The sequence below is a fragment of the Desmonostoc vinosum genome, from assembly GCF_059505385.1.
The window spans coordinates 84401-110677 of sequence record NZ_JCACKM010000229.1 but is presented as its reverse complement, the minus strand read 5'-3'; the positions used below and the strand labels follow the sequence as shown (position 1 = coordinate 110677).

The following is a 26277-nucleotide window of genomic DNA, read 5'->3' as shown; positions in this document are numbered from 1 at the left end:
TCTCCCTATCTCCGCGTCAGCCAAATCATAAGTCTTTAAACGGACATGATATGACCGTCTTCTAGATGAATAATGCGATGGGCGATATCTAAAATGCGGTTGTCATGGGTGACGAGTAGGATGGTGCAACCTTGTTCTTGGGCTAGGTTTCGCATGAGTTCTACTACATCACGCCCTGATTGTTTATCAAGTGCTGATGTGGGTTCGTCAGCGAGAATAATTTTCGGATTTGCTACTAAGGCACGGGCGATAGCGACTCGTTGCTTTTGCCCTACAGAAAGATTTTCTGGGTAGTAGTTCAGATGATTTCCCAATCCGACTGCTGCCAACATTCGCGCTGCCTTTGCTTGTCCGGTTTTCCAAGATAGGTGATGATGCAATTCTAAAGATATCTCTACATTTTGGTGTGCTGTTAAGCTATCTAAGAGATTATGTGTTTGAAAAATGTAACCAATTTGTCGCCGTGTTTTGATTAATTGGTTTTGCTTGGCATTGCAGAGTTCTTTACTAATAACCTTTAAACTACCTTGTTGACAAGAGCGTAATGCACCAATCAAAGATAACAAGGTGGTTTTTCCTGAGCCAGATGGCCCAGTCATAATTACTATTTCACCTGGATAAATATCCAAGTTAATGTTAAATAGAATTTGTTTGCGTAAGATACCTTTGCCAAAAAAATAATTGATATTTTGGGTAGAAATAATAGGGTCGGTAGTAATCAATTGATTTCACCAAATCAAATATGAGTCCTATATCTTAATTACGAATTACGAATTATTAAAATATATCTGCTGGGTCTGCGGAATTCAATTTCCGCATGGCGATCGCACCAGAAATTACACACATAATCACTGTCAAAATCAGAATTTGCATGATGCGCTCAGTAGTCATAAATAGCGGTAATTTTGTAGCATTCCGCGTTAAGTTATACATGCCAAAAGAAATCAAGCAACCAGGGATATAACCGAGTATGGCTAATATCAAAGCTTCTTGAAAAACGACAGATAATAAATAGGTATGGCGAAAACCCATTGCTTTGAGAGTGGCATATTCAGCCATATGATCGATAACGTCGCTGTAAATAATTTGATAAACAATAATCACGCCAACTAAAAAACCAATTGTGACGCCCAAGGAAAAGATAAAACCAATTGCACCATTTTCTTGCCAATATTTTTTTTCAAAATCAATAAATTGTTGACGAGTCAGAACTTTTACATCATCAAGAAGATAAGACTGTAAAGCTTTGACAACTACATTTGCATCATTACCAGATTTGAGTTTAATCAAACCAAGGTTGACTCTACCTGCTTGCTGTGAAGAAAAAATTCTTAAGAAGTTTTGGTCACTGGTAATTACGCTAGCATTGGCAACAAAGGATGCACCAACCTCATACAAACCCCGAATAGTTATTTTTCGTCCTTGTAGTTCTGTTGTGACAGATTTACCTTGATTTAGTTGGGCGATCGCTTCTTGATATTTTCCATTTGCATTACGGTCAAACAAGAGTGTATCTGGATATTTAATTAAATCCAAACTTTGATTGACTACTGGCAAATTAAATGCAGGTTTGTCAGGATTAAAGCCGATAACCAAAATTGATTCGTCCAGCTTAGTTTGTGGACTCTTCCAAACTCCTAAACGAATATATACGGGATTAAATGATTCAACTTCTGATAGATTAGCGGCTTGAAATAAACGCCGACGTGGGAATGAACTCAAAAGTCCTAAGTTTTGCGCTTGCCGACTAATCACTACTAAATCTGTTTGTAGGAGTTCGTGCAGACGGGTGTTACTATCATACAAAGCTGACTGAAAACCTAACTGCATTAACATCAAAAAGTCAGCAAAGACGATTCCACAAATTGCAACAATAAAACGTCCTCTTTGCTTGATTAATTGCAGCCAAGCTAAGGGAATTTTGCGCTTAAACATATAATGATACTTCTTGTGAAAGTTGTATTTTTAAACTCTTTCTCTGTGCCTCTGTCTTGAAAAGTTTCCTACGGAGGGAAACCCTCCTTCAGAACTTTTCGCTGCGCCTCTGCGTGAGATAAATCAATTTCGACGTTAACTTGGAGGTTTGTAAAACGAGCTACTTGCCGACTAGTAGGTTTATCCAAACGAATTTTCACCTCAATTACTCTGGCGTCAGTTGCTGCTGTAGGATCGCTATCTAGCACATCTTTTTTAGCTACTTTTAAACCAATCTGTTCAATAGTTCCAATTAATTTGTTAGAAAAAGCGTTGCTAGAACTGGTAATATTGGCAGTCTGACCAGAACGAATCTTAGCAATATCGCTTTCGTAAATCTCTGCAACTACATACATTTGATCGGTTTGAGCAAGTTCTACAATTCCGTCGTTACCTACTGTTTCGCCAGGACGAGTATGAATTTGGAGGATTTGGCCTGCTTTAGGGGCGCGGACGTATGCTAAATCGAGTTCGGCTCGCATTTTTTCGACTGTTGCAGCAGCACTGTTTACCTCTGCTTGCGCTGTTGCGATGTCTGTGGGACGCACTTCTGCTGTTTTTTCCCAGGTGGCTTTGGCTTCTTGAATTTTGGCGCTGAGGGTGCGTTGAGTACGATTTAAGTCTGCTTTGGCGCTGTTTAACTGCTCTTGGGCGGTTCTGAGAGCTAATTTGCGACTATCTAAAGTAGATGCTGCGATCGCACCTTCTTTGTAAAGAGCTTGATTACGACGAAATTCTGTCTCTGCGTTCTGTAATTCTGCATTTAAACGAGCAATGGTGGCTTGCTGGGTTTGAATGTCACCATCTAACTCTGCTTGGAGGTTCTTGACGTTGGCTTGGATGGCTACTAATTCACCAAATTTAGCTCCGGCTTTTACCTGTGCTAGGCGAGATTGGGCAACTTGGACTTGTTTTTGCGCTTCTATTAAACTAGCTTGCAAGCGATCGCGATTATCTAAAATGGCGATGACTTGTTGGGATTTGACTTGACTTCCTTGTTTGACTAACAGCTTAACTACACGACTACCACTACCAAAGCTGGGATTAGTCGGGGCAGAAACCTTAATTACATCATCTGCTGGCTCTAATCTTCCAAGTGCATTTACTTTTGGCGTTGCTGACTGAGTGATTTGTGGAACAACCGCCGGACGTTTAGTTGCAACTGTTGCGCGAGTTAAATATAAAACTCCTGCCCCGATTGCGATCGTGCAGGTAATACCCAAAGCAACTAACCAACGCAAGTTAGATGGAAATAAAGATTGTTTATTAATTTTCTGAGAATCTTGCATCATTTTTATCCTGGGCAATGATTGAAACTATCTTGGTTGGCAGTGATATCAAAAATAGTACTAAACATGACTCTCACTTGAGACAAAGATCTATACTCCAATTTGTAAAATTGAAAGCGGCTGAGAAGCATGACAACTTGTTGATAAAGAGGTATCAAAGCCAGATCATCAATATCACAACAGCCTTCCAGTTGATTAATCACTCGCTGCTTAGTACTACAGAGAATTACATCACGAAAATTTAATTCTTGAGCTTTTTTTAAGCCTAAAATAATGCTGTAATATTCAGCAATGTTATCTGGAATATTTCCTAAATATTGGCGTGCTGTTACCAATATTTTTCCGTTTGATTTATATGTAGCAGCAATAGACCAGCCTGGATTTTTTTGAGATATGGCGTAACAATAAACAGTAACATAGTTACTTTTCAGGCAATTAAATCCAGGGTTGCTATAGTAATGCATGAGATTCATTAATATGTCATTCTAGTTCTAAATTGGTTATTTTTTGAAAGTCTTAACATGCCCTGTTGCCTGTTCTCTGTTCCCTTCTTCAAAGAGATGACACACAAGTCATATTCAAATTTGGCTGTGCAGCCTGCTCATACTTAAAGAAGCCAGGATTGAGTATTCCACTAGGGTCATATTTCCTTTTAATTTCATTGACTTTAGACCAATAATCACCATATTGCGATCGCCATTGCGGAAGTTCAAATTCTACCCAAGTAGCCATATATCTCTTGCCACCCATTTCTAAACCAATATCAGTAAGTAAATTTAACTGCTCTATAACAGGTTGAACCTGAGATTTAGGAATAGTGGGATACATTCCCAAACCGATAATTAACTCTTCTTTAGGTAAGGCAAACATGGGCATTTTATGATTCTGAGAAACTAGACAAAATGAACCCACGGGCACAGTCCGAAAGTCGAGGAAAGCAGGTATACGCTCAAGAGCAATATCGATATATTCTTTTGCTTTCGACGCTGGTAAAAGAACATCTATCCAAGAGTTAGCAGTATCTACAGGATGAGATACTTGTGCTATTGGTTGCACGAATTTATCAAAGGTTAAGTCTTCAGTGTGGATGTGACGATAGAAATTTAAATCAGAGAGTAGTTTGGCTTCTTCTATTTCATTTATAGAATCTATTTCTTGAGTGATTTGCAGTCGGTAAAACCACTGGATAATTGGTCGAACTACTTGGTGATTTGCTCTAGATATTCCTAGTAAGCAAGGAGAAAATAAAGTAACTAAATTATCTATTCGACCTTCTGAAATTAGAAGACGTTCATCATTTAAGAGTAGATTTAAATCGTCGTAACAGAGAAGATAGCTGCGAGTCAAAGGACGATATTTTCTCAGGCGATTTTGTACTTTGGTAATGATGCCAAATTGACCATAGCCACAAAGAACGTGATAAAAAAGCTCGCTATTTTTTTCTGGCGTACACCAAACAATATCACCTGTTCCGGTTACGACTTCCAAACCTAAACAGTTATCGGCTTGAGATCCATAACGAAAAGAACTCAAACCCAAACCACCTGCGGATAAGGTTCCTCCTAAAGTGACTTCAAAGTTATTTGTGAGGACAGGAGGGATGACGCCATGTGGAATTGAGGTATCGACTATTTGCTTCCAAGTCACACCAGCATCAGCTTGAAACCAGAGTTTATCTGGATGGAATTTATGAATTTGATTGAGATTTCTCATATCTAGAAGAATGCCATCTTGGTTTAAAGATTGACCACTTAATGTATGTCCCGCAGCTCGTGAAGAAATGGTTATTTCTTGTTCAGTGGCATATTTGATGGCTTTAGCAATATCGGTGGAGTTTTGAGGGCGAACCACGATTTGGGGCTGTTTTTGAATAATGCCACCGAAATCTTGAGATACTGCGTTTAAGTCTGTTTGTGTGTTGCTAATTTCGCCTTGGATGATATGTTTTAGATCTAGGAGGAGGCTGTTCATGGGGATGATTTAGGTTTTTTTATTCACGCAGAGGCAAGGCAGCGCGTTGCGGGGGTTCCCCCCGTTGTAGCGACTGCCGCGCAGAGACGCAGAGATGCATAGAGTTTACATGAGTTAGTTGAAAAAGCGCATTTTGAGCATTTTTATGCTGATTGGAATTAGGCTGGGAATTAGTTTGGCTAGTTTGATGTAAGTTGTGATTTGGGAGGATATGTGTTGAGTTTTTGGAATGTTTTGTGTTGTGGGTCTTTCGTATTTAAATATACAAACACAGTCTCCTTCTGCTTGTTTGCTTAGAATCATGGCTTTAATGTTAGGGAAGGCTCTTCTAGTTGCTTCTTGTTCCATTTCGCAGAAGACGCGACAGGGATTCTCGAAGCCATATTCTTGAGCAAGAGATAAAACTGGGCAAACTCTTTGAATTTCTAAGGCTGCGTCTATGCCGTTTTGAGAAATATCTACTACTTCCATTACGAAGCCCATTAGCCCTAGTAAGGGAGATGCTTTTTTGAAGCCTTTGGCTAGGGTATTGTTCTCTATGAAGGTACCCATTAATGCTTTTTGTTGCGCTGGATATTTTTCCATCATCTTTTCAAAAGCGGCTGTTTCTCCTATTTCTTCTATTAGGTTTTTATATCTTTTAAATCTGTTTCTAAATAGTTGTACTGCTTTCGACTCATCAAGGTTGATGATATCTTCAATCCGCAGGTTACCTGTAATTAAATTATTTTCCATTTTTCGTTTTTCCAAAAGTATAAATAAACAATGTTGGCAGTAGGGTGTGTTATCGCGTAGCGTAACGCACCAAAGTCTTTGGGTGGTGCGTTACTACTATGTGTATCTCTAATTAGATTGACCTATTTATACGCTGGAATATAAGCAAAGAAAAACTATCCAAGCCAGGATATATTTGCAAGCATTCAAACAAGACAAGGCGATATCTATTTCTAGTTCGTTTGCGATCCGTCTATGCCGTGTTTTATTTTCTAAAATTAAGTCGGTTGCTATGTTTTGTAACGTTTGTTTGTAGATTGATGAACGATTATTCAATTTACTTTTAGATGTTGATGGTTTTAAATCCAGCAATTTTGTTTTCTTCATGATGATTTTTTTATGCTCAATTGTTTTTCTGAATGTGACTATTAATTTCTAATCATGATCAGGATGGAAAAGTTTATAGCCACTGTCGCGGATTTTTCAGTACTTCTTTGAGCATTGCTTCTTTGCTACCTGGTACGGGTTGGTCGTCATATTCCCAACTAGCCGCAGGAGGCATACAGTTGAATACACTTTGCTGTTTGACCATGCCACTTGCCAAACCAAAACGAATGCCGCGATCGCAAGACAAGATAAACTCTACATAACGCCCACGTACTAGATGCTGCCAATACTTGTTTTCCTCGCTAAAGGACATATCTTTACGTCTTTCTACAATCGGCATATAGGCGGGTAAAAAGGCCTCGGCACAGTCTGCGACAAAGGCAAAAAGTTTTTGGGGATTACCTTGATTTAAATGGTCGAAGAAAATTCCACCTATGCCCCGACGTTCACTACGATGTGGGATATGGAAGTATTCATCACACGATTTTTTAAAGCGGGGGTAATAAGATAAGTCGTATTTGTCGCAAACCTCTTTATGTACGTGATGAAAATGAGTTGCGTCTTCTTCAAAAAGGTAAGCTGGTGTGAGGTCTGCCCCACCACCAAACCACCAATAAAGGGGTTGCCCTCCATTATTGATTTGAAAGTAGCGATAGTTGACATGGGCGGTAGGTGCCATCGGATTGTGGGGATGGATGACAAAGCTAGAACCTGTAGCGAAGAAGCGGATGTCTTTATTGCCTGTTATTTGGTCTGCAATTCCTGTGGGGAGGGCCCCTGATTGCTGGAAGGACATTCCAGGAGGCAATTTACCCTCTATTGCTACGTAGTTAACTCCTACCTTTTCAAAAACGTTGCCATTGTGCAAAGCACGGTCAATATATATGGCGTCCTCGCTACTTTCACCAACTGTCCAGATGTCTTGATGATTTCGATTCCAAGATTGTTCTGAGAACTTTTTACCATCTAACACCTCAAGCGCTTGACAAGTATTCTCAAACATCTGTTTGAAAATTTGAGCGATTACCCCACTTGTTGGTAGTGATTGTGCGATTGATTTTTCTAGAATATCAGTCATACTTATCTCCTCACTTCCTCACTATTAATTCGGTGTTGTTCTACAACAGTTAAGTCGTGTTTGGCTGAATTGCCGGATTATCCTACTTGAACTGGTTGGGAAGATTTGTTAATAGGATAGTTTTGACTATCAATATTTGAGTGCTTTTGTATTAGTCTGCGAAAAGTAATATCTAAAGCGTCGGCTGCAACATGAAGTTCTTCTGATATTTTGGGCATTGATTGTGAGCCTAATGTTGCGACTACTACTGTATCTTCTTGAGCAAGTTTATGATCTAGCTTTCTGAAAAAACCATCTAGCCAAGGTAGAGGTAAAATGTTGCGATATAAAACACGTTTGACAAGAGTAGTTTTGTCATCAATGGGAAGATGAGCAACTAAAATACCGAATTTGATATCAAATCTGTTTCCTCTACCGATGCTAATTTCTGCTAAGGTAACGTTCGGCAAATATAAACTCAATCTTGTCTTCAATTCTGGACGACCACCAAGTAAAAGGTTCAAAAAACTTTTAGAATTACCTAAAGACTCATAATTGACTTTGGCAACTGCACCCCAATCGTATTCTTCGACTTTGTAGCTAATAGTTTTATTTCTGGGAATTCTTTGACCAAAAGATTTTCTATGGACGGCGATGACATGGGTAAAATCAAGATTTGCTTCCATGAGGCGAGCATAGTTAGCATTATCTATCCCCTCATCGTAAACAGGGTGCATGGTTGAGATCATGTATTCGGGCAAAGTTGGCAAGGGAGGGCATTGTGTTGCTGGTAAGTCCCCATAAAATAGCCAAACAAAACCATATTTTTCCTGAACTGGATAGCTATCTACGCTCGCTTTTTTAGGAATAGGTATTCCAGGTGCATTGGAAGGTATTTCAATACATTGCCCATCGGATCTAAATTTCCATCCATGATAGGGACAATGAATGCAGTCATTCTGAATCCAGCCTAGAGATAAAGCCGCGCCGCGATGAGGACATTGATCTTTCAACGCGATGATTTTTTCTTGAGAGTTACGGTAAAGAACAAATCTTTGATTTAATATCATGATTTGCTTGGGCTTGTTGGTAATAGCAAAGCTAAATTCACAAGCGTACCAAAAGTTTTTCAACGTACTTGACTCCTAATTATTTTTTTAGAGAAAAATAAATTATGTAGCAGAAAAATCGGGAGAGAACACTGGCGATCGCCTAATCAAAGTGGCCTTATACATCGTAATTTTGAATTTTCTATTTTCTAGCTTCTGATAAGTTTTGGAATTCTTAAATAGTCTTCAAACCCCAGCCCATCATCAGATATTTTTGACGCAGTTTACGATAAGCAAGTGTCAGAGCATCAGCAGGAACATGAACTTCTGTAGACAAAGTATCAGGAATCAATTTAGGATATTGCGATTCGGTTACTATCCTATCTTCTAAACCAACTTTGTGATGAAATTTTATAAATAATCTATCCGCCCAAGAGTAAGTAAAGAAGTTACGAAATTGAATCCGTTTACTAATGGTTGTATTCTCATCAACAGGAATATGAACAGCGTAATTAATCATTTTGCCTCGACCAAAATCACTTTCAATCTTAGTTATATTAGGTAGATAAAAAGTAGTTTTGGCATTTAATTGTGTACGTGCTGGACGAAAAAAGGATTTAAATATTCCATTTTTGGGCTGAGTGTAGTTTTTATATGTAATTTTGGCACTTATACCCCAATTTTCATCTTGAACAACATAATCTTCAACTCTTGGATCTTGTGCAAATCCTGCACCAAAGGAATCAGCATGAACTGCATACAAATGAGCAGGATCAAGAGCATTTTCTATAACACGAGTATAGTGAGCTACCATCTCATACTCTAAATAAATAGGATGCATGGTTGGATGTGCATACTCTGGTAAAGGAGGAATTGAAGGACGCTCTTTTTCTGGTAAATCTCCATAAAATAACCAAATAAAACCATATTTTTCCTGCACTGGGTAACTATTGATATTTGCTCTTTTGGGAATAGGTGTTTGGGATGCGTTGGAAGGAATTTCGATACATTGCCCATCTGCTTGATATTTCCATCCATGATATGGACAGCGGATGCAGTCTTCTTCCAACCAACCCATAGACAACGCCGCACCACGATGGGAACACTGGTCTTGCAACGCTATGACTTGTCCATGAGAATTACGGTAGAGGATGAATCTCTGATTTAACATCACGATTTGCTTGGGCTTGTTGGTGACAGCTAAGCTAAATTCGCAAGCATACCAGAAGTTTTTTAGCACAATAAGCTCCTACTTAAAACAATTCAAAATTCAAAATTAAGCAATAAACAATTACAAAATTGGGAAAAGTTATTTCAGTTTGTAGTCAGGACTTTAGTCCTTGTCTTCAGCACTAAAGTCCTGACTACGTACCAGGTACAGTTAATGTAGTGAACTACTAGTTAAGTAGTTATGAACCCTAACATACGGGCATATGGTTTAGTTAAAAGGAAAACTTTGTCTAGATAGTTGTTGCTGGAAAAATACTCAAATAACCTCTGGATAATACTTACAAGCTATTTGCAAATAATGTATTTGGAAGTATAGCTTCTGATTTGATTGCTTATAAGCTTTTAATTTCATTTTTGATTGCAAGTATTGTTTTCAAGACAAACGAAGCTAACTTAAGCCATTTTCTGGCTTTGTTCGCTGATTAGATATTTATTCGCCCGCGCTGACACTTTTTGGCATCTATTGCCTTGGTTGCGCGTCTATCTTTGGGTATAGGTGATACTATACCAATGCACTAGTGCATTAGTCAACTGATGTATAATTTTTCTCTATGAACCGTTGCACCAATAAACTAGTGAATAGGTTCATTAGTAGGGGTATAGTGTGGCACAAGGAGAAGCGTCAATCAGGGTTTACTTGTCCCCTGAAACAAAAAACAGGTTTAAGACGGTTTGCTTTTTTAAAGGGCTGAATATGTCAGACGTGACAGCGGAACTTATTGAAGATTGGTTAGCCAAAAATGATATGGAGCTACCTGTTTCACAGAAAAATGGCCCTTTACCTAAAAGCAAAAAGAGTGAAGTTTAGCATGATTGATAGCTAATGCGGCTGTCTTTTATGCAGCTAATACTACAGCAATTTTCTAACTGGTGATAGGAGGAATAATAAGATAATTAAATGTAAAAATTATGTGAGTTTACAAATAGCTTATGATTACGAGCAAATTGTCATTAATGAGCAAAATTAATGAACTGTCCGAAGCCAATACTATTTAGAATGGCTGGCAATAGTTGACGATTGATTGTGACTATGATCATATTTTCAGCACAATCAATCGCCAATTTTGAATCATCTTTGCAGAGAATTGCGATCGCAACTGCTAAATACTTATCATAATCACCTGTAAGTGCAAAAATGGCTAAAGTCGAGCTTAGAAATCTCTTGTATCAAGCTTTTCAAACGATGTCTTAATTACGAATTACGCGCTTCGCAGCGGTAGCGATAGCGAGTCATCGAGCGTCGGTACGAGCGTCAGCGTAAAGCCTGCGGCATAGCTTCGCTTAGAGCGACACAGGAGCGTCGCGTCATTACGAATTACGCGCTTCGCAGCGGTAGCGAGTCCTCGATAGCGTTAGCGTAAAGCCTGCGGCATAGCTTCGCTTAGAGCGACGCAGGAGCGTCGCGTCATTACGAATTACGAATTACGAATTAGTATTTTCTGGTGCTTCAAACTTGTAACCATAGCCGCGAACAGTTTTAATAAACTCCGGTATGCTAGCATCCACTTCCATTTTTTTGCGTAGCTGACCGATGTGTACATCAACTACTCGCCCATCTCCTACATAATCGCAACCCCAGATTTTTTGAATTAGCTGCGGGCGACTCCAAGCTTGACCAGGATGGCTAGCCAAAAAATGTAGAATATTAAACTCCAAGGCTGTTAAGGTCAGGGGTTTATCGTTAAGTGTCACCTCACGTCCTTCTGGATTAATTGCTAGCTGCTTAAAGATTAGACGCTGTGTTGGAGATGGGTTGATGTAACGTACACGTCTCAAAAGAGCTTCTACTCTCACTTCTACTTCTGCCAGACTGAAAGGTTTGGTAATAAAATCATCGGCACCTGCGGCCATAATTTTAATTTTATCAGCCTCGTCAGTGCGACTGGTTAGTATCATCACTAAAACACCAGTGCGACTCTGCATTTCTTGACAGAGGCTATAGCCAGTAATGTCTGGCAAATTCCAATCCAAAATTACTAAGGCTGGGTTGAATTGCTCAAATAATGACAAAGCAGCTTTACCATCTGCTGCCGATTCTATTTGATATTTACGACCTAAAAAGCGATAAATGAGATTCCGAACACCGAAGTCGTCATCTACGACCATAACCTTGGGAGTTGGAGCAGTAGTATTAGAAACCATAATCATCAATACAGCCTATTGTTAATTTAGCAATTCGCTATGTGTATTTGTTTTGGGAATTAGGGATTGGGGAACTCGGGGCCCCCGCTCCCGGAGGGAGTGGGGATTAGGGGTAATGGGGATTGGGGAATTCGTAATTATTTATTCTTCCCTTACCTCCCCAGACACTGAGCGAAGCCGAAGTGCTGCCTCCCCGATCACTAAGCGAAGCCGAAGTGCTGCCTCGTCTCATCACTCAGAGCGATCGCTACTGTAGTACTTGTGTACATTTAATTTTCCATGAAGTTTGTAAAAACTTCAGCCAACATAATGTCTGTATAGTGTATGACTATTGTAGCTTTTTAGTATGTTTTTAGGTTGAGTTGTGTAACTCAACTCTATTTACTTAAGTGCTATTAATCGCGTTTATACAAAATCTCAGAGATTTTTCTTCAAATGGAAGCAAATTCACAGACTCTTCATCATATCAAACTCTTTTTAAAGTCAAAGGTCTGTTTCTCAAAAAATAATCTACTGAAATATACTTAGGATATCCTATGCATATAAATATGCTTAAGCACATACTGTACTACAACTTTTCATCTTGAAATATGACAAGCCAAGGACTAAGAGCATCGCCAGAAGGCATCAAAGCAGCTAAAACAGCTTTAACAGACAAAACTTGGAGTCAGTATAAATTAGCAGCAGCTTTGGGTATCACGCGCCAACCAGTTGCTAAATTTTTTGCAGGTGAATCAGTTTCTCGTACTTGTTTTGTGCAAATTTGCCAGCAACTAGGGTTATCTTGGCAACAGGTTGCTGGTCTATCTGAAGATGCAACATCAAAATTACAATCCAGTAGCCTTGACTTAGACGCATTGGTGCGAGAAGTACGCCAAAAGCGCCAAGACAAAATTCAAGATCAATGCAGTACTGTACAAATGTTAGATGTTGGACAGACAGTTCAACTGTTGGACATATACACTAATATCAACTTTTGGGAAGAGATAACTAGTCAGCAATGGCGAGAGATTTCTGATTTGTTGAAAAACTTTCAATCTGAATCAGATTGGAATCGACTCGGACATTGTAAGCATCAAAGAAGATTGTCAGGATTAGAAGTTGTATCACAGTACTCGAAATTGATGATACTGGGTAAGCCAGGTTCAGGTAAGACTATATTCTTACAATATTTAGCGATCGCGTGCAACAAAGGCGAGTTTCAGCCGCATCGGATCACCATTTTTATTAAATTAAAAGAATTTGCTGAAGATGCCAAAGAGGCATGTGATTTCAATCTCTTAAACTATATTACTCAAGAATTGATTAGTTGTGGTGTTAAACAAGAATCAACTATTACTTTATTAACTCAAGGGAAACTGCTGATTTTGCTAGATGGATTAGATGAAGTACCAGCATTAGAAGCAGAACAAGTTACAATTAGTATTCGGAGATTGGCTCAAATTTTTTATAAAAATCAATTTATAATTAGTTCTCGAATTGCTGCTCAAAAATACAGATTTGCAGGATTTACAGAATTTGAAATAGCAGATTTTAATGCTCGGCAAGTCGAAGTTTTTGTGAAAAATTGGTTTGTGGCAGTTACTTTGAAATCACGAGAAGAAGCAGAATCGCGAGGAAATTTATTTATCAATCAGTTAAATTTACCCGAAAATCAGCATATCAGAGAATTAGCCGAGACACCAATCTTGCTGCATTTAATTTGCTTAGTATTCTATGTGAAAAATGAACTACCAGCTAATCTCACTAAGTTATATGAACAAGCTGTAAATATTTTATTATTTAGGTGGGATGACACAAAAGGTATTAAACGCGATCGCATTTTTAATAAATTAAATTCCTCCAATAAAAAAAAGCTCCTCTCTAAAATTGCAGCTATTACTTTTGAACAAGGAGATTACTTTTTTGAAACAGGAAAAATTCAGTGCTTAATTACTGAATATTTTGATAGTTTACAAATTCATAGTTATCCAGTAGACAGTATAAATATCTTAAAAGAAATTGAAGTGCAAAATGGTTTATTTGTAGAAAGAGCAAAAGGAATTTATTCTTTTTCTCATCTAACTTTCCAAGAATACTTTACTGCTCAAAATATTGTTGAAAGTTTCTCCATCCAAGCTGCAAACAATTTTTTAGACTATATAAATAATCAGCGCTGGCGACAGATATTTTTGTTAACTGTTAGTATGTTAACCGATGCTGATACCATGCTTCATTTAATAAAATATAAGATTGATTTACTATTAGCTGATGATGATAAATTACAATATTTCCTCACCTGGCTAAACCAAAAATCTAGTTCTATTTCCACTACCTACAAACCAGTCGCTATTCGTGCCTTTTATCTAGTTTGCGATCGCGCCTTTACCCGTAGTCCAATTTATGATCTGGAGTGCGCCATTGTTGGTAGTATTGCCTTTGATTATAACCTCGCTCTAGATGAATTTCTTTTGAGTACTGTTGCCTGTGTAAATGAACTGGAATCCGCGTTTGAGCATACTCACAACAATGCTCTTGCTTTTGACCATGCTCATGCTTTGATCATTGCCTTTGAAGAAGCTTTAGAACTTGTGATTGAGCCAAGATTTAAGCAAGCACTGCAACAACTAAAAAAACAATTACCTCATATAGATAGTAATCAAAGCGGGTTTAGAAACTGGTGGCAAGCTCAAGGCCAAGCTTGGGGTGAACAATTAAGAAATATATTAATTGAGCATCGCAATATTGGTTATAATTGGCAGTTCGATAAACAGCAAAAAGAACTACTCCAACAATATTATGATGCGAATAAATTACTAGTAGATTGCCTCAATCGCGCTGCTAATATAACTCCATTAGTACGTCAAGCAATTGAGGAAACATTATTATTAGCGATCGCTGATATTAAATCAGTTATCAGTTGTACTAGTAAATGACTAATACCAATTCGTAATTCGTAATGACGCTCCTGTGTCGCTAACGCTGACGCTCGTACCTCGCTACCGCTGACGCTCGAGGACTCGCTACCGCTTCGCTAACGCTAACGCTATCGAGGACTCGCTAACGCTAACGTAATTAAGAAGCTCTTATTTAGTATGGGTTTCAGAGTTTGAATGTGTAGCCGAATTTTAGAGAATTGGTATAAGAATATGTATAGTAATCCTCTCTGATTTGTAAAAATGTGCGGTGTTCAGATTCCCGACTTTTCAAAAAAAATTGGGAATTTAGTTTTCCAACATCTCACTTTTTAATTACGAATTACGAATTAGTACAAGTCTATCTGAAGAGAGAGTTTAAGGATTTTCATACCATAGCCAGAGCAATTAAATTTATTCGATTCGTTAAATTGTTTATTAATGTAATAAGCAAGGAGCAGTTATTATGAATAACAATTTAGTAGGTGGTATCATTCCTCCTCAGCCACCCATACAAGCAAAATCCGATGCTCATGTTTTGAAGTCTCGTTTGGAATGGGGTGAGCCTGCATTCACAATATTAGATGTGCGCGATCGCGAAACATTTAACGAAGGTCATATTACAGGTGCAATGCCAATGCCTCTAGATCAATTGGCAGATCGTGCAGTTGCTTCTTTAGCTAAAAGCCGTGACATTTATGTCTACGGTGGTAATGAGGAACAAACTAGCCAAGCTGCTCAAGCCCTTCGTTCTGCTGGGTTTGTACATGTATCAGAACTTATAGGTGGTCTTGGTGCATGGAAAGCGATCGGTGGCCCAACAGAAGGTATTGTAGAATCCAGAACTCCCGCCGGTGCAGATGACTACAATGTCGTAGCGCGGGTAAAAAATCATTTGGAAACTCAGCAAAAGCCTGTTGGTGGAACAAGCGAAAGCACCACTGGATCTAAAACTCCTATAGGATCTCAAGTGAAAGACACTGTAGGAAATGTGCAAAAAGCCCTAGGTGATGCAGTCCATGACGCCCAACAAGCAGTTGGTAATGCAGTGACTGATGTTAAGGAAAACATTGCTGAATCCAAAGATCAAGGTCAAGACAACTAAGTTGCATAGGTAAAGGCACAGTTTTCGTTTCGGCGTTGGTAAATCTAGGGTTAAAATTCCTCGCCCACAAGGGGACGAGGAATCTGGTAATGGGTAATGGGTAATTGGCCTATTACCCATTACCTGCACTTCTAGAGGCGACTTTCCTCCCCACCCACGAGGGATGGGGGATCAAGCGCCGCTTTCAATAAAAATATCTCTTCCCCACTCCCCACTCCCCACTCCCCACTCCCCACTTTAGTGTTCAAATAAATCTTTAAATTGCAGCAAATCCAGTGAAACTATCGTTGGTAAAAATTCAAAGCATTTTTGAGCAAGTTGCCAACGTTCTTCTCTTTTGAGCATTTCTAATAATTTTTGCTGCACACTTAGCAGATAACGCACATCATTAGCGGCATAATTAAGCTGAGCTTCTGATAGATTAGCCGCATTACCCCAATCAGAACTTTGAGCGCTTTTATCTAGTTCTACTTGTTCTAATTCTTGGACTACATCTTTAAGTCCGTGGCGATTAGTGTAAGTCCGCGCTAACTTACTCGCTATTTTGGTGCAAAAAACTGGCTGGACTTGAATTCCTAAATTGTGGCGTAGGGTGGCTAAATCAAAACGGGCAAAGTGAAATACTTTTAAGGTGTTAGGTGCTTCTAAGAGTTTTTTGAGGTTTGGGGCGTCAACTTGTCCTTTGGCTATGCGGATAGCTGTTACTTTGCCTCCTGGGTTGCACAACTGAACTAGACATAAACGATCGCGATGCGGCAATAATCCCATTGTTTCTGTATCAACTGCGATCGCAGTTGATTTTAAATATTCAGTCAAGGCTGCATCACTAAGATCGCGATCGCTCACCTGAAAATCGTGTAATGTCATGAATTGCTCAACAATAAATGCAGTGTTGATGGATGTTTCAACACTAATTATTGTGCAAAAATCCTAAATTAAATCTATTTGCTACGAAGAAAAATTTGTGTAAGGTAGACTTCGCCTTGACCATTAGCAGCAACACCAACACCAGTCAGATTATACTGTCCCTTAAGATTCTTTAAATGTCCAGGACTTTTAATCCAACCACTGACAGCTTCAGCAGCAGGGTTAGTATACCCTTGGTTAAAAGCAACATTTTCTGCTGCGCTATTATAATTCAGAGGGATAGCTTTGACTCGCAGTTCAAATCCATTATGGCTGAAAGGAACTTTACCCTTAGCCATGTTTTGACTATGAATTCTTGCTTGTTGAGATATCTTTGCATTTAGGGTTAGTCTTGGCAGTCCTTTAGAAATTCGGTAGCGATTAATTTGCTCAAAAACCGATTTTTCTAGGGCAGCGGTTTTAAAAGTAGTATTTGATATAGCAACTTGACTCGAAAGAATTGACAACGGTTGTTCATGAGTGGATTTATCCGAAGTGTGACCTGATATTGGAGCGGTCGTTAATCCACTAGCAATGACAAGCGTACTTAAAGCGATGCCAAAAGCAGTTTGTCGGAACATGGAGAATTTTACAATGTGTAGAGATGATAAGACTTATGATCTACCTTATTGTTCCCAGAATTTTCGAGGATACTCGTAAGGCATTGACGAATTTAGGAACTAGTACCGCTTGAGGAAATTCAAAATTCAAAATTCAACAGCTAATTCTGTTTGTGGAGAACAAGGATGTCTTGTCTTTTGGGGTTTGCTATTTGAGAAAAATGTTCTTTTGGTTTCATCAGTCAATCCATGAGCTTTCATCCATTGTTTCATTTGGAATTTTGAACGAGAGTGTAGCGGCGGTTGGCTTAATAAAAGTTGCGATCGCTGCTGTGGAAAATCTCACATGTTCGTTAATTAATAAAAAAATAATGTAGTATTCACTAGACAAATGTCTCTGAAAATACATTATTCAGCAAAAATGTGAGAAATAAACTTAAATTTTGCCTAATCTATTTTCTTTGTGTCGATATCGATGCTTGCGAGCTGTTATTTGATGGTTAGTTATCCAGACATAATTTGATACGGAGAATAGGTAACAGATCAACGGCTGCAATAATCTAAATAAATTGTAAATTTACACCAATTTCAAGAATGATGATGACAAATCCTTGCAAATTAGTATTATGGTCGCGGCTGTCATTTGCAAGAATAACCTAAAAAAATTCCAGTGGGTATAAGCCTTGAGAAATAATTCTTTCGCAAAAGGGTAATTATTTTTACCGTTATCTAAAAAATTTCTCACATATTTATTTACCCCTGTATTCAGTCCATTTCTAATGGACTTTTACTATAAAAGCGGGATTTACAATCCAGATGCGAATGTCAGCGTAGCCGAACAATTAGGTAATTTTTACGACCGAAAGTTTGACAGGTGCAAGATATAAAACTCCCTATTTTCAAGGCAGGTCTAATATTTAAGGCTAAACACGCCCCTACTTACGAAACTCTTCCTTAAGCACACGTAGTACCCGTGCAATATATTCTACACGCCAATGTTCACGTTCTTTTACTGCATCTGCATCTGGCTCGTAATTTTCAATTTCAGCAATCGATAAAATACCTTTAGCTGCTAGCAGGCGTTCGATAGTGTCTAAACGCTCATGAAGCACAGACACCTCACCAGCTAAAGCCACTACCATTGTTAGCAATTTATCGTTTTGCGAATTATCTAAGTATACAGGTCGTTTACCCTTAGCTATCTTTGTCATCTCAACTACCTTTGTGGAATTGGGAACTTGTACTGAGCGAAGTCGTACCATGCGGGATCTTGCTACGCGTAGCGTCTGCGACAGGAGAAGTATAGAGAATTGTCATTGATTATTCTCTGCGTCCCCTCATCCCCCTCATCTCCCTCATCCCCCTCATCCCCCTAGCCTCTCACTTAGTTGCAGTCAAAACAAACCAAGTACCTCGGTTGCTAGAGTTACCATTGGGTGCTTTTGGTTTCCATGCACCGTTAGGGACAAACTTCTCAAACACATGATCTGCTGCGAAACCGGCTTTGGTAACTAATTCAACTAAATCTAAATCGCGCATCGCGCTCCAGAAAGGTTCGTTGTTGTTAGCAGTTTCCTCATCGTATACGAACTGAGTATATAGATCCATGTGGCGATATGAGGGTGCTTCAACATGAAGCATGATGCCACCGGGAGTGAGTAGACGATAACACTCCCGCATGACTTGACGAATAGCCGACGTAGGTATTTCGTGTAGCAAAATATGGGAAACGATTAAATCAAATGATGCATCTGGAAAGTTGGTGTTTTCGGCGTTTTGCTGAGAAAAGTGTACTCTTTTTCCTAAAGCTTTGGCTCTAGCATGAGCGTAACGCAGCATCGATGGGCCTATATCTATGGCGTGGACTTCTGCATCGGGGTAGCCATCGACGTAAGGTAATGTGCTGTTACCGACAGAACATCCTATGTCAAGAATTTTTCTGGGTCGAAAGTCGGGATACTCTGGCAGTAAGTAATTTTGGACTATAGATAGCCCCATGTCATCATTTAAAGGCCCCAACCAACCAACACCATAAATATAAACTCCGCGATCATAAGTTGCACCAGCAGCAACATCGTCGGCTGTAAATTCGCTGTGATATCCTCCAGGCATACAGTGAATGTCTACAGCAGTTTGATAAGCAGGGATTTTAAAGTTGGGGTCGATTGTTAAAGTACCCAATTCTCCAGTTTTGTCTTGGGCACGCTCAATCAATTCTGGTAGTTGACGATCAACGCTGGTATTGACAGCATCCCATAACATTTCTTGGTTAATCCGCCTTAAAGCACTGTACCAATGATAGTAGGGTTCTTGCTGCATCAGTCGCCGAATTTCATACCGATTCTGGGGAGGACGCTGATTTGCTTGTTCAAACTTAGGCTTGGCTACTTGTTCATAAATTAGTTTATTAGTAGGAGCAAGTTCTCGGAAAATGTGCATTTTCAAACTGCGTACAAAGTTTTGACGTGCGAGTTCGTCGTGAGTAGCTTGTGGCAGCATCGCATGTTTGAATTGTTCATTCATCGTTGCTTCCTCCCTAAAATTTCTTTCTTGTATTTTTACAAAACTCAGTGCAGTCTTTTAATTCAGCACTCACCACTCTTCATGTAGAATTTAAAAAAATTCGTAATTCATAGTTAAATTATTTGAGGATTTAGACCCCAACTAATTTCAAACCACCGATTTAAAAATTTGGTATGGTGTTCCGCCTCTAATTACGAATTACGGTAGCGATAGCGAAGCGGTAGCGAGTCCTCGAGCGTCAGCGGTAGCGATAGCGAGTCATCGAGCGTCGGTACGAGCGTCATTACGAATTACGTTAGCGAAGCGGTAGCGAGTCCTCGATAGCGTTAGCGTTAGCGAAGCGGTAGCGAGTCCTCGAGCGTCAGCGGTAGCGAGGTACGAGCGTCAGCGTTAGCGACACAGGAGCGTCGCGTCATTACGAATTACGAATTAGTTAAATATTTAGCTACCGCCTGTACATCCTTATCACCGCGTCCAGAGCAGTTAATCACAATGCGGGGACTGTTGGTAAGTTGGGAACAGAGGGTTTCTAAATAGGCGATCGCATGTGCTGTTTCCAAAGCTGGGATAATTCCCTCTAAGCGTGACAATCTCTGGAATGCGCCTAAAGCTTCTTCGTCAGTCACGCTGTAGTATTCAGCACGATTTGTATCTTTCAAATAGCTATGTTCTGGCCCTACACCAGGATAATCTAACCCCGCACTAATCGAGTGGGCTTCAATTATTTGGCCATCGTCATCTTGCAGTAGATAACTCATTGCCCCGTGCAATACACCAACTTGTCCTTTTGTCAAGGTAGCGGCATGTTTTTGAGTATCGACACCTTCCCCAGCGGCTTCTACTCCGATTAAGCGTACAGATGACTCATGAACAAACTCATGAAATAATCCCATGGCATTAGAACCACCACCGATACAAGCCATAAGAATATCAGGTAAGCCACCCCATTTTTCCATCGCTTGAGCGCGGGTTTCTTGCCCAATGACTGCATGGAAATCGCGTACCATCATGGGGTAAGGATGGGGCCCTGCAACTGAACCCAGGATGTAATGAGTGGTTTCCACATTCGTCACCCAATCTCGAATTGCCTCTGAAGTTGCATCCTTGAGAGTTCCTGTTCCCGCCGCTACCGGACGTACTTCTGCCCCCATCAGCCGCATTCTAAACACATTTAAGGCTTGACGTTCCATATCATGAACGCCCATGTAAATTACACATTCCAAGCCAAAACGGGCGCAAACCGTGGCTGTTGCCACTCCATGCTGTCCAGCACCCGTCTCAGCAATAATTCGCTGCTTATTCATGCGCTTTGCCAATAAAACTTGACCAAGAGCATTATTAATTTTATGAGCGCCAGTATGGTTTAAGTCTTCACGTTTTAAGTAGATTTGCGGCCCTGTACCGTCGGGTTTGGCATAATGAGCAGTTAGACGTTCCGCAAAATATAACGGCGTCGCACGTCCTACGTAGTCTCGGAGCAGTTGTTGCAGTTCTGCTTGAAAATCAGAGTCATTGCGGTATTGCTGATATGCAGTTTCCAGCTCAGCCAGTGCAGGCATGAGAGTTTCTGGAACATACTTACCGCCAAAGCGCCCAAAGCGTCCCTGTGTATCAGGAACCTGAGCAGTTGACAGAAAACTTGCAAAAAGAGGAGTTGTAGTCACAGACAGTTTTTGATGAGGGGACAGACTTTATTATTATAGAAAAGTGTGAAGCACATATAATCAAAATGTCTGTCTAAAGAAAGATCATAAAGGTGTAAGCATTACATATTTATCCTAAATTTTTATTAATTTCACTCTAAAAAGCTGTGTTTCCCCACTCCCCACTCCCCACTCCCCACTCCCTCTAAATTATGTCTTCTTCCAACTCCAAATCTTCAGACAAAAACTTCGCCTACCGCGAATTTGGTAATGATAACTCTGCTGCCACAGAAAGGCCGATTGCCGAACTACCACCAAAACAACAAAATCTCAGAGTACAAGCTACTCGTGCTGGACGCAAAGGTAAAACCGTCACGGTGATTAGCGGCTTTCAAACAAAACCAGAAACCTTAGCAGATTTACTCAAACAGTTGAAAACTCAATGCGGTACAGGTGGTACAGTCAAAGATAACGAAATTGAAGTTCAAGGCGATCATAAACAAAAAATTCTCGATATTTTAATTAAGCTTGGTTATAAAGCCAAAATCAGCGGTGGTTGATGAGTACGGTTTACCGCATATAAACAGTGCTTTGAAGCCAGAGAGTTAATGTTATCTTTGAGAGTAGAAATGCATTTGAGCAGCAGTGGTAAATTAACAAAAAAGCTGCTCAGCTTGAGATAAATAGGAGGTTGAAATGGATATACTTCGCATTCTGTGTGCTATTTTCTTACCACCTCTAGGCGTATTTTTGCAAGTAGGTTTTGGTATAGACTTTTGGATTAATATACTGTTGACTTTGTTTGGTTATATTCCTGGAATTATTCACGCAGTTTGGATAATTGCGAAGAAATAATTGAGAATATCAATTAAATTCATCATTGCAATAAATTCTTTCGTAGAGACGTGCTTTTAAAACGTCTCTACAATTGTTTATGCATGTGACGATCGCATGTAACTAAAATTCTACAATATTTTCTCCTTTTGGGCGATCGCACCCCTACGAATTATCGCCATTCCCCAAGCAAAGTAAAACCCGCCCAAGAATAAGGATTTCGCCACTGTTCCTGTTGCCAAAGTTGGAGTTGTGCCGCCCTCAAAGCCGCCGCCGGAGTTTTGCCCTGCTGCAACATCTGACTGTAAAATTGCCTCATTAACAACGATGTCGCCTCATCATTCACATTCCACAAAGACACCACCACTCGCGCTGCACCTGCATACATTAATCCTCTTGTCAAGCCTACTAATCCCTCGCCTTTAACTTCTCTGCCCAAACCCGTTTCACAGGCACTTAGCACTACCAACTCAGCCGGAAAGTTGAGGTTGAAAATTTCGTTGAGTCGCAAAAAGCCTTTTTGTGGCTTCCCTTGTTTGTCTATCAGCGATAGCACAATTCCTGATAACTCTGGGTTGGTACTATCTAAAAAACCGTGAGTGGCAAAATGCAGCATCCGGTATTGACTGAGTTGTTTATTAGTTGCCCAATTGTAGTTAGCGTCAAAATCAAACGCTTGTAGATTATTTGAAGGCACTAACTTGAGTATTTCCTGTGCCTCAGTGCGAGTGTTTGGCAGTCTCTCAATTTGACTACGGTTGATGTTTATCGTTGACCGATTAAGTGCAGACTGTTGTAATTCTATATCGAGGTCATTGTCAGTATTTGTAGATTTACCTGTGACTCGTTCATCTGATGCAGTAAATACGGGGTCAGCAAGAATAGCGAGAGTTTTCGGTGCTTTGGCGCGTCCTTTGAGTTCTTGGCGGATAATGGCAATAGTTGAGGCGGAAGGTAGACTAATTATTTCGTGGTTGACTACCAAGGGTTCATAATTTGTTGTTGATTTTCCTGATGTTAACGCGGCAAAGGGGATGTATTGCAAAGCATCATCACCAACAATTACTAAACGTTTTTGCCCCAACTTTTCAGCCACAGGTGCAAGGATGAGTTTACTCAGTTCGTTAGCAGCTTTAGCGGTTTCTTCTGGCGAAACTCCCTGCATCCCAGGATTTTTAAAATAGTTGTTGTATAAATTCTTGGCTAGTTTCTCTATTTGTTCGCGTCCTGGTAGTTCGTAGGTATCGAGAGAATTGGGTGTGACAGCCCATAGATAGCTGCGTTCCTCACCCAAAGAATATTGCAATAATAGAGTATCTTTATCGAGTTGTTGCTGAATTTCACTTAAGTTCAAAGGCTGGGGATACTTGAGTGCTGCATACTCAGGGTTGGTGGCGCGGATTTTTACCTTTAGTTCTTGCTGTTGTTTGAGTAAGTCTTCAAGCTGTTGTTTAGTATCTGCGACGAGTTGGGCAGATGGTTCTTTTTGAGTTGATAATTGCGAGAGTTGTTTTTCTTTGGCATCAACTAGCAACTGTAAACGTTGTTCTTCTGCTAGCAGTTTGGGGTCAATACCTTTTTTGATATCGATGTTAGCTTCTGTTAGTAGTTCTATTAGACCACGGGCACGAGAGCGATCGCTTGCTTGCAGTGCTAAAGCGTCGTATCTTTTTGATGGGTCTTTCTTGTGCAACTGCATCAGCAAGTCGATGTAGAACTTGTAAACGCCTTGCTGTGATGCAAAGTAAGAAGCACGCAACTCTTGACTATCAATCTTGGTGCGTAAGTCTTCAATAACTTTAATTGCAGTTTCAACTTGAGTAAGGGCTTGTTGAAGGTTGCCTTGGTTGCGTTCTGCAAAAGCAATATTATAAAGGGTGGTGGCTTCCTGTGCTTTGTCACCAACTGCACGCGACATGGGTAATGCCTGATTGTAATATGAAAGTGCTTTTTGCTTGTCTCCCAATGAGGAGTGGATAAAACCAATATTATTGAGAGTAGTGGCTTGCCCTGCTTTGTCACCAACTGCACGCAATATGGGTAATGCCTGATTGTAAAACACAAGTGCTTTTTGTTTGTCTCCCAATGAGTCGTAGACTAAGCCAATATTGTTGAGAGTAGTGGCTTCCTGTGCTTTGTCACCAACTGCACGCGATATGGGTAATGCCTGATTGTAATATGAAAGTGCTTTTTGCTTGTCTCCCAATGAGTCGTAGACTAAGCCAATATTGTTGAGGATCGCAGCTTCCACTGCTTTGTTGCCAACCGCACGCAATATGGGTAATGCCTGATTGTAAAACACAAGTGCTTTTTGCTTGTCTCCCAATGAGGAGTAGACACTGCCAATATTGTTGAGGGTAATGGCAACGCCAGCTTTGTCATCAACCGCACGCAATATGGGTAATGCCTGATTGTAAAACACAAGTGCTTTTTGCTTGTCTCCCAATGAGGAGTAGACACTGCCAATATTGTTGAGGGTAATGGCAACGCCAGCTTTGTCATCAACCGCACGCAATATGGGTAATGCCTGATTGTAAAACACAAGTGCTTTTTGCTTGTCTCCCAATGAGGAGTAGACACTGCCAATATTGTTGAGGGTAATGGCAACGCCAGCTTTGTCATCAACCGCACGCAATATGGGTAATGCCTGATTGTAAAACACAAGTGCTTTTTGCTTGTCTCCCAATAAGTTGTAGACTAAGCCAATATTGTTGAGGATAGTGGCTTCACCTTCCCTGTCACCAACTGCACGCAATATCGGTAATGCCTGATTGTAAAACAGAAGTGCTTTTTGCTTGTCTCCCAATAAGTTGTAGACTAAGCCAATATTGTTGAGGGTAGTGGCTTCCTTTACTTTGTCACCGACTTGCCGCCAAAGTTTTAATGCTTCTTGCCATTTATTAGTTGCTTGTTGCAGCGATTCTGCTGTTCCTTGTTTGTAAAGTTCTAACCCCTCTTGAAGGAGTCGTTCCGCAGCAGCGCGAGTTGCATCTTGCTGTGTTGTTGACTGTTGTGCTATCTGCAATGGTGTATTGCTCAGTGTTGCTCTCACGCTATCAGATAGCAAAACTACACTTAACAACAAAGTTAAACCGCAACGGGTAAAGTTTGGTAAAAAGCACCAGAAAATCCACTGTTTATTTTGCATCAACTGGGGGGATTGGGGTGTAAGGGAAATGAGAATTTAAGCAAGTGCTTACGCAGTTGCTTGTTAACTACGAATTACGAATTACGCGCTTCGCAGCGGTAGCGAGTCCTCGATAGCGTTAGCGTAAAGCCTACGGCATAGCTTCGCTTAGAGCAACACAGGAGCGTCGCGTCATTACGAATTACGAATTATTTAAGAGACATTGCTCTCATGGAATAATTATTGAGTTGTTCTGGGAGATATTACTGAAAATTTATTCTGATTTTATAGAGGCGAGGAGCGATCGCATTTCTGGTTTCTGTTTTTGAAACGTATTCACTCAATTTAGGCTGATTTTCTCTTGAATACTGGCAATTTATGCTATTTGACAGCAAAGTAAAATATATCTAGTGCAGAAGTTCTTGCTCACCCATGACCTACTCAGACACCACTCGCCTTGATCGCATCGAAGCCCTGATACAATCCAATAGTCAGCAGATAGAATCTAATAGCCGACAACTCGCACAACTATCGCAAACTACGCAATTTTTGACCACCGCGCAGCTAGAATTGGCTCGTTCAGTCGATGTCATTGCTCGAAGAATGGATAGACTAACTGAGCGAGTTGACCAAGTTGAGCAGCAAATATCAATTTTGGTAGAATCACAGCAAGGGTTGTTTGAATCACAACGTTCTATAGCTGCAAGTATGGAGAGGATGACGGCTGTGCAGCAACAAATGGCTGAACAACAGGGGCAAATGCTTGAACAACAAGCATCAGCTAATGCTGCGATAGAACGATTAGACAGGATTTTAGATTATCTCATGCGACATGATGGCGATCGCGAATAATTCACTTAGCGATATTTTGA

Annotated in this window: 22 protein-coding genes and 1 pseudogene; 6 read left to right on the top strand and 17 right to left on the bottom strand. The window is 40.1% G+C overall.

Annotated elements, in window-relative coordinates:
* Positions 1–35: 35 nt before the first annotated feature.
* The 9 genes from AC5JMF_RS26610 to AC5JMF_RS26570 all read right to left on the bottom strand — a co-directional run bounded on the left by AC5JMF_RS26610 (position 36) and on the right by AC5JMF_RS26570 (position 9681).
* Positions 36–722, bottom strand: coding sequence for a DevA family ABC transporter ATP-binding protein (locus AC5JMF_RS26610; protein WP_495798711.1), 687 nt, complete (start codon positions 720–722; stop codon positions 36–38).
* Positions 723–777: 55 nt separating this feature from the next.
* The gene (devC, locus tag AC5JMF_RS26605; protein ID WP_495798710.1) at positions 778–1935 is read right to left on the bottom strand and encodes an ABC transporter permease DevC; all 1158 of its coding nucleotides are present in this window, start codon (positions 1933–1935) and stop codon (positions 778–780) included.
* A gap of 68 nt (positions 1936–2003) precedes the next feature.
* Positions 2004–3266: an ABC exporter membrane fusion protein gene (locus AC5JMF_RS26600; RefSeq protein ID WP_495798709.1), complete on the bottom strand. Its 1263-nt coding sequence runs from the start codon at positions 3264–3266 to the stop codon at positions 2004–2006.
* 2 nt (positions 3267–3268) lie between these two features.
* A complete protein-coding gene (locus AC5JMF_RS26595) occupies positions 3269–3727 on the bottom strand; it encodes a reverse transcriptase-like protein (protein ID WP_495798708.1) in 459 nt (152 codons plus the stop codon).
* Positions 3728–3815: 88 nt separating this feature from the next.
* A complete protein-coding gene (locus AC5JMF_RS26590) occupies positions 3816–5234 on the bottom strand; it encodes an FAD-binding protein (RefSeq protein ID WP_495798707.1) in 1419 nt (472 codons plus the stop codon).
* Positions 5235–5348: 114 nt separating this feature from the next.
* Entirely contained in the window at positions 5349–5969 is a 621-nt protein-coding gene (locus AC5JMF_RS26585) for a hypothetical protein (protein ID WP_495798706.1), read from the bottom strand.
* Between the two features lie 439 nt (positions 5970–6408).
* Positions 6409–7413: an oxygen-dependent coproporphyrinogen oxidase gene (gene hemF, locus AC5JMF_RS26580; protein ID WP_495798705.1), complete on the bottom strand. Its 1005-nt coding sequence runs from the start codon at positions 7411–7413 to the stop codon at positions 6409–6411.
* A 77-nt stretch (positions 7414–7490) separates the two neighbouring features.
* Positions 7491–8525 carry an aromatic ring-hydroxylating dioxygenase subunit alpha gene (locus AC5JMF_RS26575; protein WP_495798704.1) on the bottom strand — a complete coding sequence of 345 codons (1035 nt, stop codon included), beginning with the start codon at positions 8523–8525 and terminating at the stop codon, positions 7491–7493.
* A gap of 151 nt (positions 8526–8676) precedes the next feature.
* The gene (locus tag AC5JMF_RS26570) at positions 8677–9681 is read right to left on the bottom strand and encodes an aromatic ring-hydroxylating dioxygenase subunit alpha (protein ID WP_495798703.1); all 1005 of its coding nucleotides are present in this window, start codon (positions 9679–9681) and stop codon (positions 8677–8679) included.
* Between the two features lie 594 nt (positions 9682–10275).
* Here AC5JMF_RS26570 and AC5JMF_RS26565 point away from each other — a divergent pair.
* Positions 10276–10479 carry a plasmid partition protein ParG gene (locus tag AC5JMF_RS26565; protein ID WP_495798702.1) on the top strand — a complete coding sequence of 68 codons (204 nt, stop codon included), beginning with the start codon at positions 10276–10278 and terminating at the stop codon, positions 10477–10479.
* 614 nt (positions 10480–11093) lie between these two features.
* Here AC5JMF_RS26565 and AC5JMF_RS26560 read toward each other — a convergent pair.
* Positions 11094–11813 carry a response regulator transcription factor gene (locus AC5JMF_RS26560; RefSeq protein ID WP_495798701.1) on the bottom strand — a complete coding sequence of 240 codons (720 nt, stop codon included), beginning with the start codon at positions 11811–11813 and terminating at the stop codon, positions 11094–11096.
* Positions 11814–12403: 590 nt separating this feature from the next.
* Here AC5JMF_RS26560 and AC5JMF_RS26555 point away from each other — a divergent pair.
* Entirely contained in the window at positions 12404–14728 is a 2325-nt protein-coding gene (locus AC5JMF_RS26555) for an NACHT domain-containing protein (protein ID WP_495798700.1), read from the top strand.
* Positions 14729–15173: 445 nt separating this feature from the next.
* Positions 15174–15626, top strand: a pseudogene (locus AC5JMF_RS26550) (rhodanese-like domain-containing protein); the annotation flags it as partial.
* Between the two features lie 423 nt (positions 15627–16049).
* Here AC5JMF_RS26550 and AC5JMF_RS26545 read toward each other — a convergent pair.
* The 6 genes from AC5JMF_RS26545 to trpB all read right to left on the bottom strand — a co-directional run bounded on the left by AC5JMF_RS26545 (position 16050) and on the right by trpB (position 21465).
* On the bottom strand, positions 16050–16679 hold the full coding sequence (locus AC5JMF_RS26545; RefSeq protein ID WP_495798699.1) for a ribonuclease D: 630 nt from the start codon (positions 16677–16679) through the stop codon (positions 16050–16052).
* Positions 16680–16753: 74 nt separating this feature from the next.
* Positions 16754–17299, bottom strand: coding sequence for a CAP domain-containing protein (locus tag AC5JMF_RS26540; protein ID WP_495798698.1), 546 nt, complete (start codon positions 17297–17299; stop codon positions 16754–16756).
* Positions 17300–17516: 217 nt separating this feature from the next.
* On the bottom strand, positions 17517–17687 hold the full coding sequence (locus tag AC5JMF_RS26535) for a hypothetical protein (RefSeq protein ID WP_495798697.1): 171 nt from the start codon (positions 17685–17687) through the stop codon (positions 17517–17519).
* Positions 17688–18213: 526 nt separating this feature from the next.
* Complete coding sequence (locus AC5JMF_RS26530; protein WP_495798696.1) at positions 18214–18540, bottom strand: hypothetical protein; 327 nt, start codon at positions 18538–18540, stop codon at positions 18214–18216.
* A 118-nt stretch (positions 18541–18658) separates the two neighbouring features.
* A complete protein-coding gene (locus AC5JMF_RS26525) occupies positions 18659–19801 on the bottom strand; it encodes a class I SAM-dependent methyltransferase (protein ID WP_495798695.1) in 1143 nt (380 codons plus the stop codon).
* Positions 19802–20223: 422 nt separating this feature from the next.
* A complete protein-coding gene (gene trpB / locus AC5JMF_RS26520; RefSeq protein WP_495798694.1) occupies positions 20224–21465 on the bottom strand; it encodes a tryptophan synthase subunit beta in 1242 nt (413 codons plus the stop codon).
* A 191-nt stretch (positions 21466–21656) separates the two neighbouring features.
* Between trpB and AC5JMF_RS26515 the strand changes: the two genes are divergently transcribed.
* Both AC5JMF_RS26515 and AC5JMF_RS26510 read left to right on the top strand, forming a co-directional pair.
* Complete coding sequence (locus AC5JMF_RS26515) at positions 21657–22004, top strand: translation initiation factor (RefSeq protein WP_495798693.1); 348 nt, start codon at positions 21657–21659, stop codon at positions 22002–22004.
* Positions 22005–22140: 136 nt separating this feature from the next.
* A complete protein-coding gene (locus AC5JMF_RS26510; protein ID WP_495798692.1) occupies positions 22141–22299 on the top strand; it encodes a YqaE/Pmp3 family membrane protein in 159 nt (52 codons plus the stop codon).
* A gap of 151 nt (positions 22300–22450) precedes the next feature.
* Here the strand turns inward: AC5JMF_RS26510 and AC5JMF_RS26505 are convergent, their stop codons facing one another.
* Positions 22451–25426 (bottom strand): CHAT domain-containing tetratricopeptide repeat protein, encoded by a 2976-nt coding sequence (locus AC5JMF_RS26505; RefSeq protein WP_495798691.1) that lies wholly within the window; start codon positions 25424–25426, stop codon positions 22451–22453.
* A 411-nt stretch (positions 25427–25837) separates the two neighbouring features.
* On the opposite strand from AC5JMF_RS26505, the gene AC5JMF_RS26500 reads away from it, so the two are divergent.
* On the top strand, positions 25838–26257 hold the full coding sequence (locus AC5JMF_RS26500) for a hypothetical protein (protein ID WP_495798690.1): 420 nt from the start codon (positions 25838–25840) through the stop codon (positions 26255–26257).
* Positions 26258–26277: the final 20 nt, after the last annotated feature.

Excerpts from the sequence above, each read along its gene's own strand:
- devC (WP_495798710.1), bottom strand. The coding sequence starts at position 1,935 with ATGTTTAAGCGCAAAATTCCCTTAGCTTGGCTGCAATTAATCAAGCAA.
- AC5JMF_RS26600 (WP_495798709.1), bottom strand. The coding sequence starts at position 3,266 with ATGATGCAAGATTCTCAGAAAATTAATAAACAATCTTTATTTCCATCT.
- AC5JMF_RS26595 (WP_495798708.1), bottom strand. The coding sequence starts at position 3,727 with ATGCATTACTATAGCAACCCTGGATTTAATTGCCTGAAAAGTAACTAT.
- AC5JMF_RS26590 (WP_495798707.1), bottom strand. The coding sequence starts at position 5,234 with ATGAACAGCCTCCTCCTAGATCTAAAACATATCATCCAAGGCGAAATT.
- AC5JMF_RS26585 (WP_495798706.1), bottom strand. The coding sequence starts at position 5,969 with ATGGAAAATAATTTAATTACAGGTAACCTGCGGATTGAAGATATCATC.
- hemF (WP_495798705.1), bottom strand. The coding sequence starts at position 7,413 with ATGACTGATATTCTAGAAAAATCAATCGCACAATCACTACCAACAAGT.
- AC5JMF_RS26560 (WP_495798701.1), bottom strand. The coding sequence starts at position 11,813 with ATGGTTTCTAATACTACTGCTCCAACTCCCAAGGTTATGGTCGTAGAT.
- AC5JMF_RS26555 (WP_495798700.1), top strand. The coding sequence starts at position 12,404 with ATGACAAGCCAAGGACTAAGAGCATCGCCAGAAGGCATCAAAGCAGCT.
- AC5JMF_RS26545 (WP_495798699.1), bottom strand. The coding sequence starts at position 16,679 with ATGACATTACACGATTTTCAGGTGAGCGATCGCGATCTTAGTGATGCA.
- AC5JMF_RS26540 (WP_495798698.1), bottom strand. The coding sequence starts at position 17,299 with ATGTTCCGACAAACTGCTTTTGGCATCGCTTTAAGTACGCTTGTCATT.
- AC5JMF_RS26535 (WP_495798697.1), bottom strand. The coding sequence starts at position 17,687 with ATGTATTTTCAGAGACATTTGTCTAGTGAATACTACATTATTTTTTTA.
- AC5JMF_RS26530 (WP_495798696.1), bottom strand. The coding sequence starts at position 18,540 with ATGGTACGACTTCGCTCAGTACAAGTTCCCAATTCCACAAAGGTAGTT.
- AC5JMF_RS26525 (WP_495798695.1), bottom strand. The coding sequence starts at position 19,801 with ATGAATGAACAATTCAAACATGCGATGCTGCCACAAGCTACTCACGAC.
- AC5JMF_RS26515 (WP_495798693.1), top strand. The coding sequence starts at position 21,657 with ATGTCTTCTTCCAACTCCAAATCTTCAGACAAAAACTTCGCCTACCGC.
- AC5JMF_RS26510 (WP_495798692.1), top strand. The coding sequence starts at position 22,141 with ATGGATATACTTCGCATTCTGTGTGCTATTTTCTTACCACCTCTAGGC.
- AC5JMF_RS26505 (WP_495798691.1), bottom strand. The coding sequence starts at position 25,426 with ATGCAAAATAAACAGTGGATTTTCTGGTGCTTTTTACCAAACTTTACC.
- AC5JMF_RS26500 (WP_495798690.1), top strand. The coding sequence starts at position 25,838 with ATGACCTACTCAGACACCACTCGCCTTGATCGCATCGAAGCCCTGATA.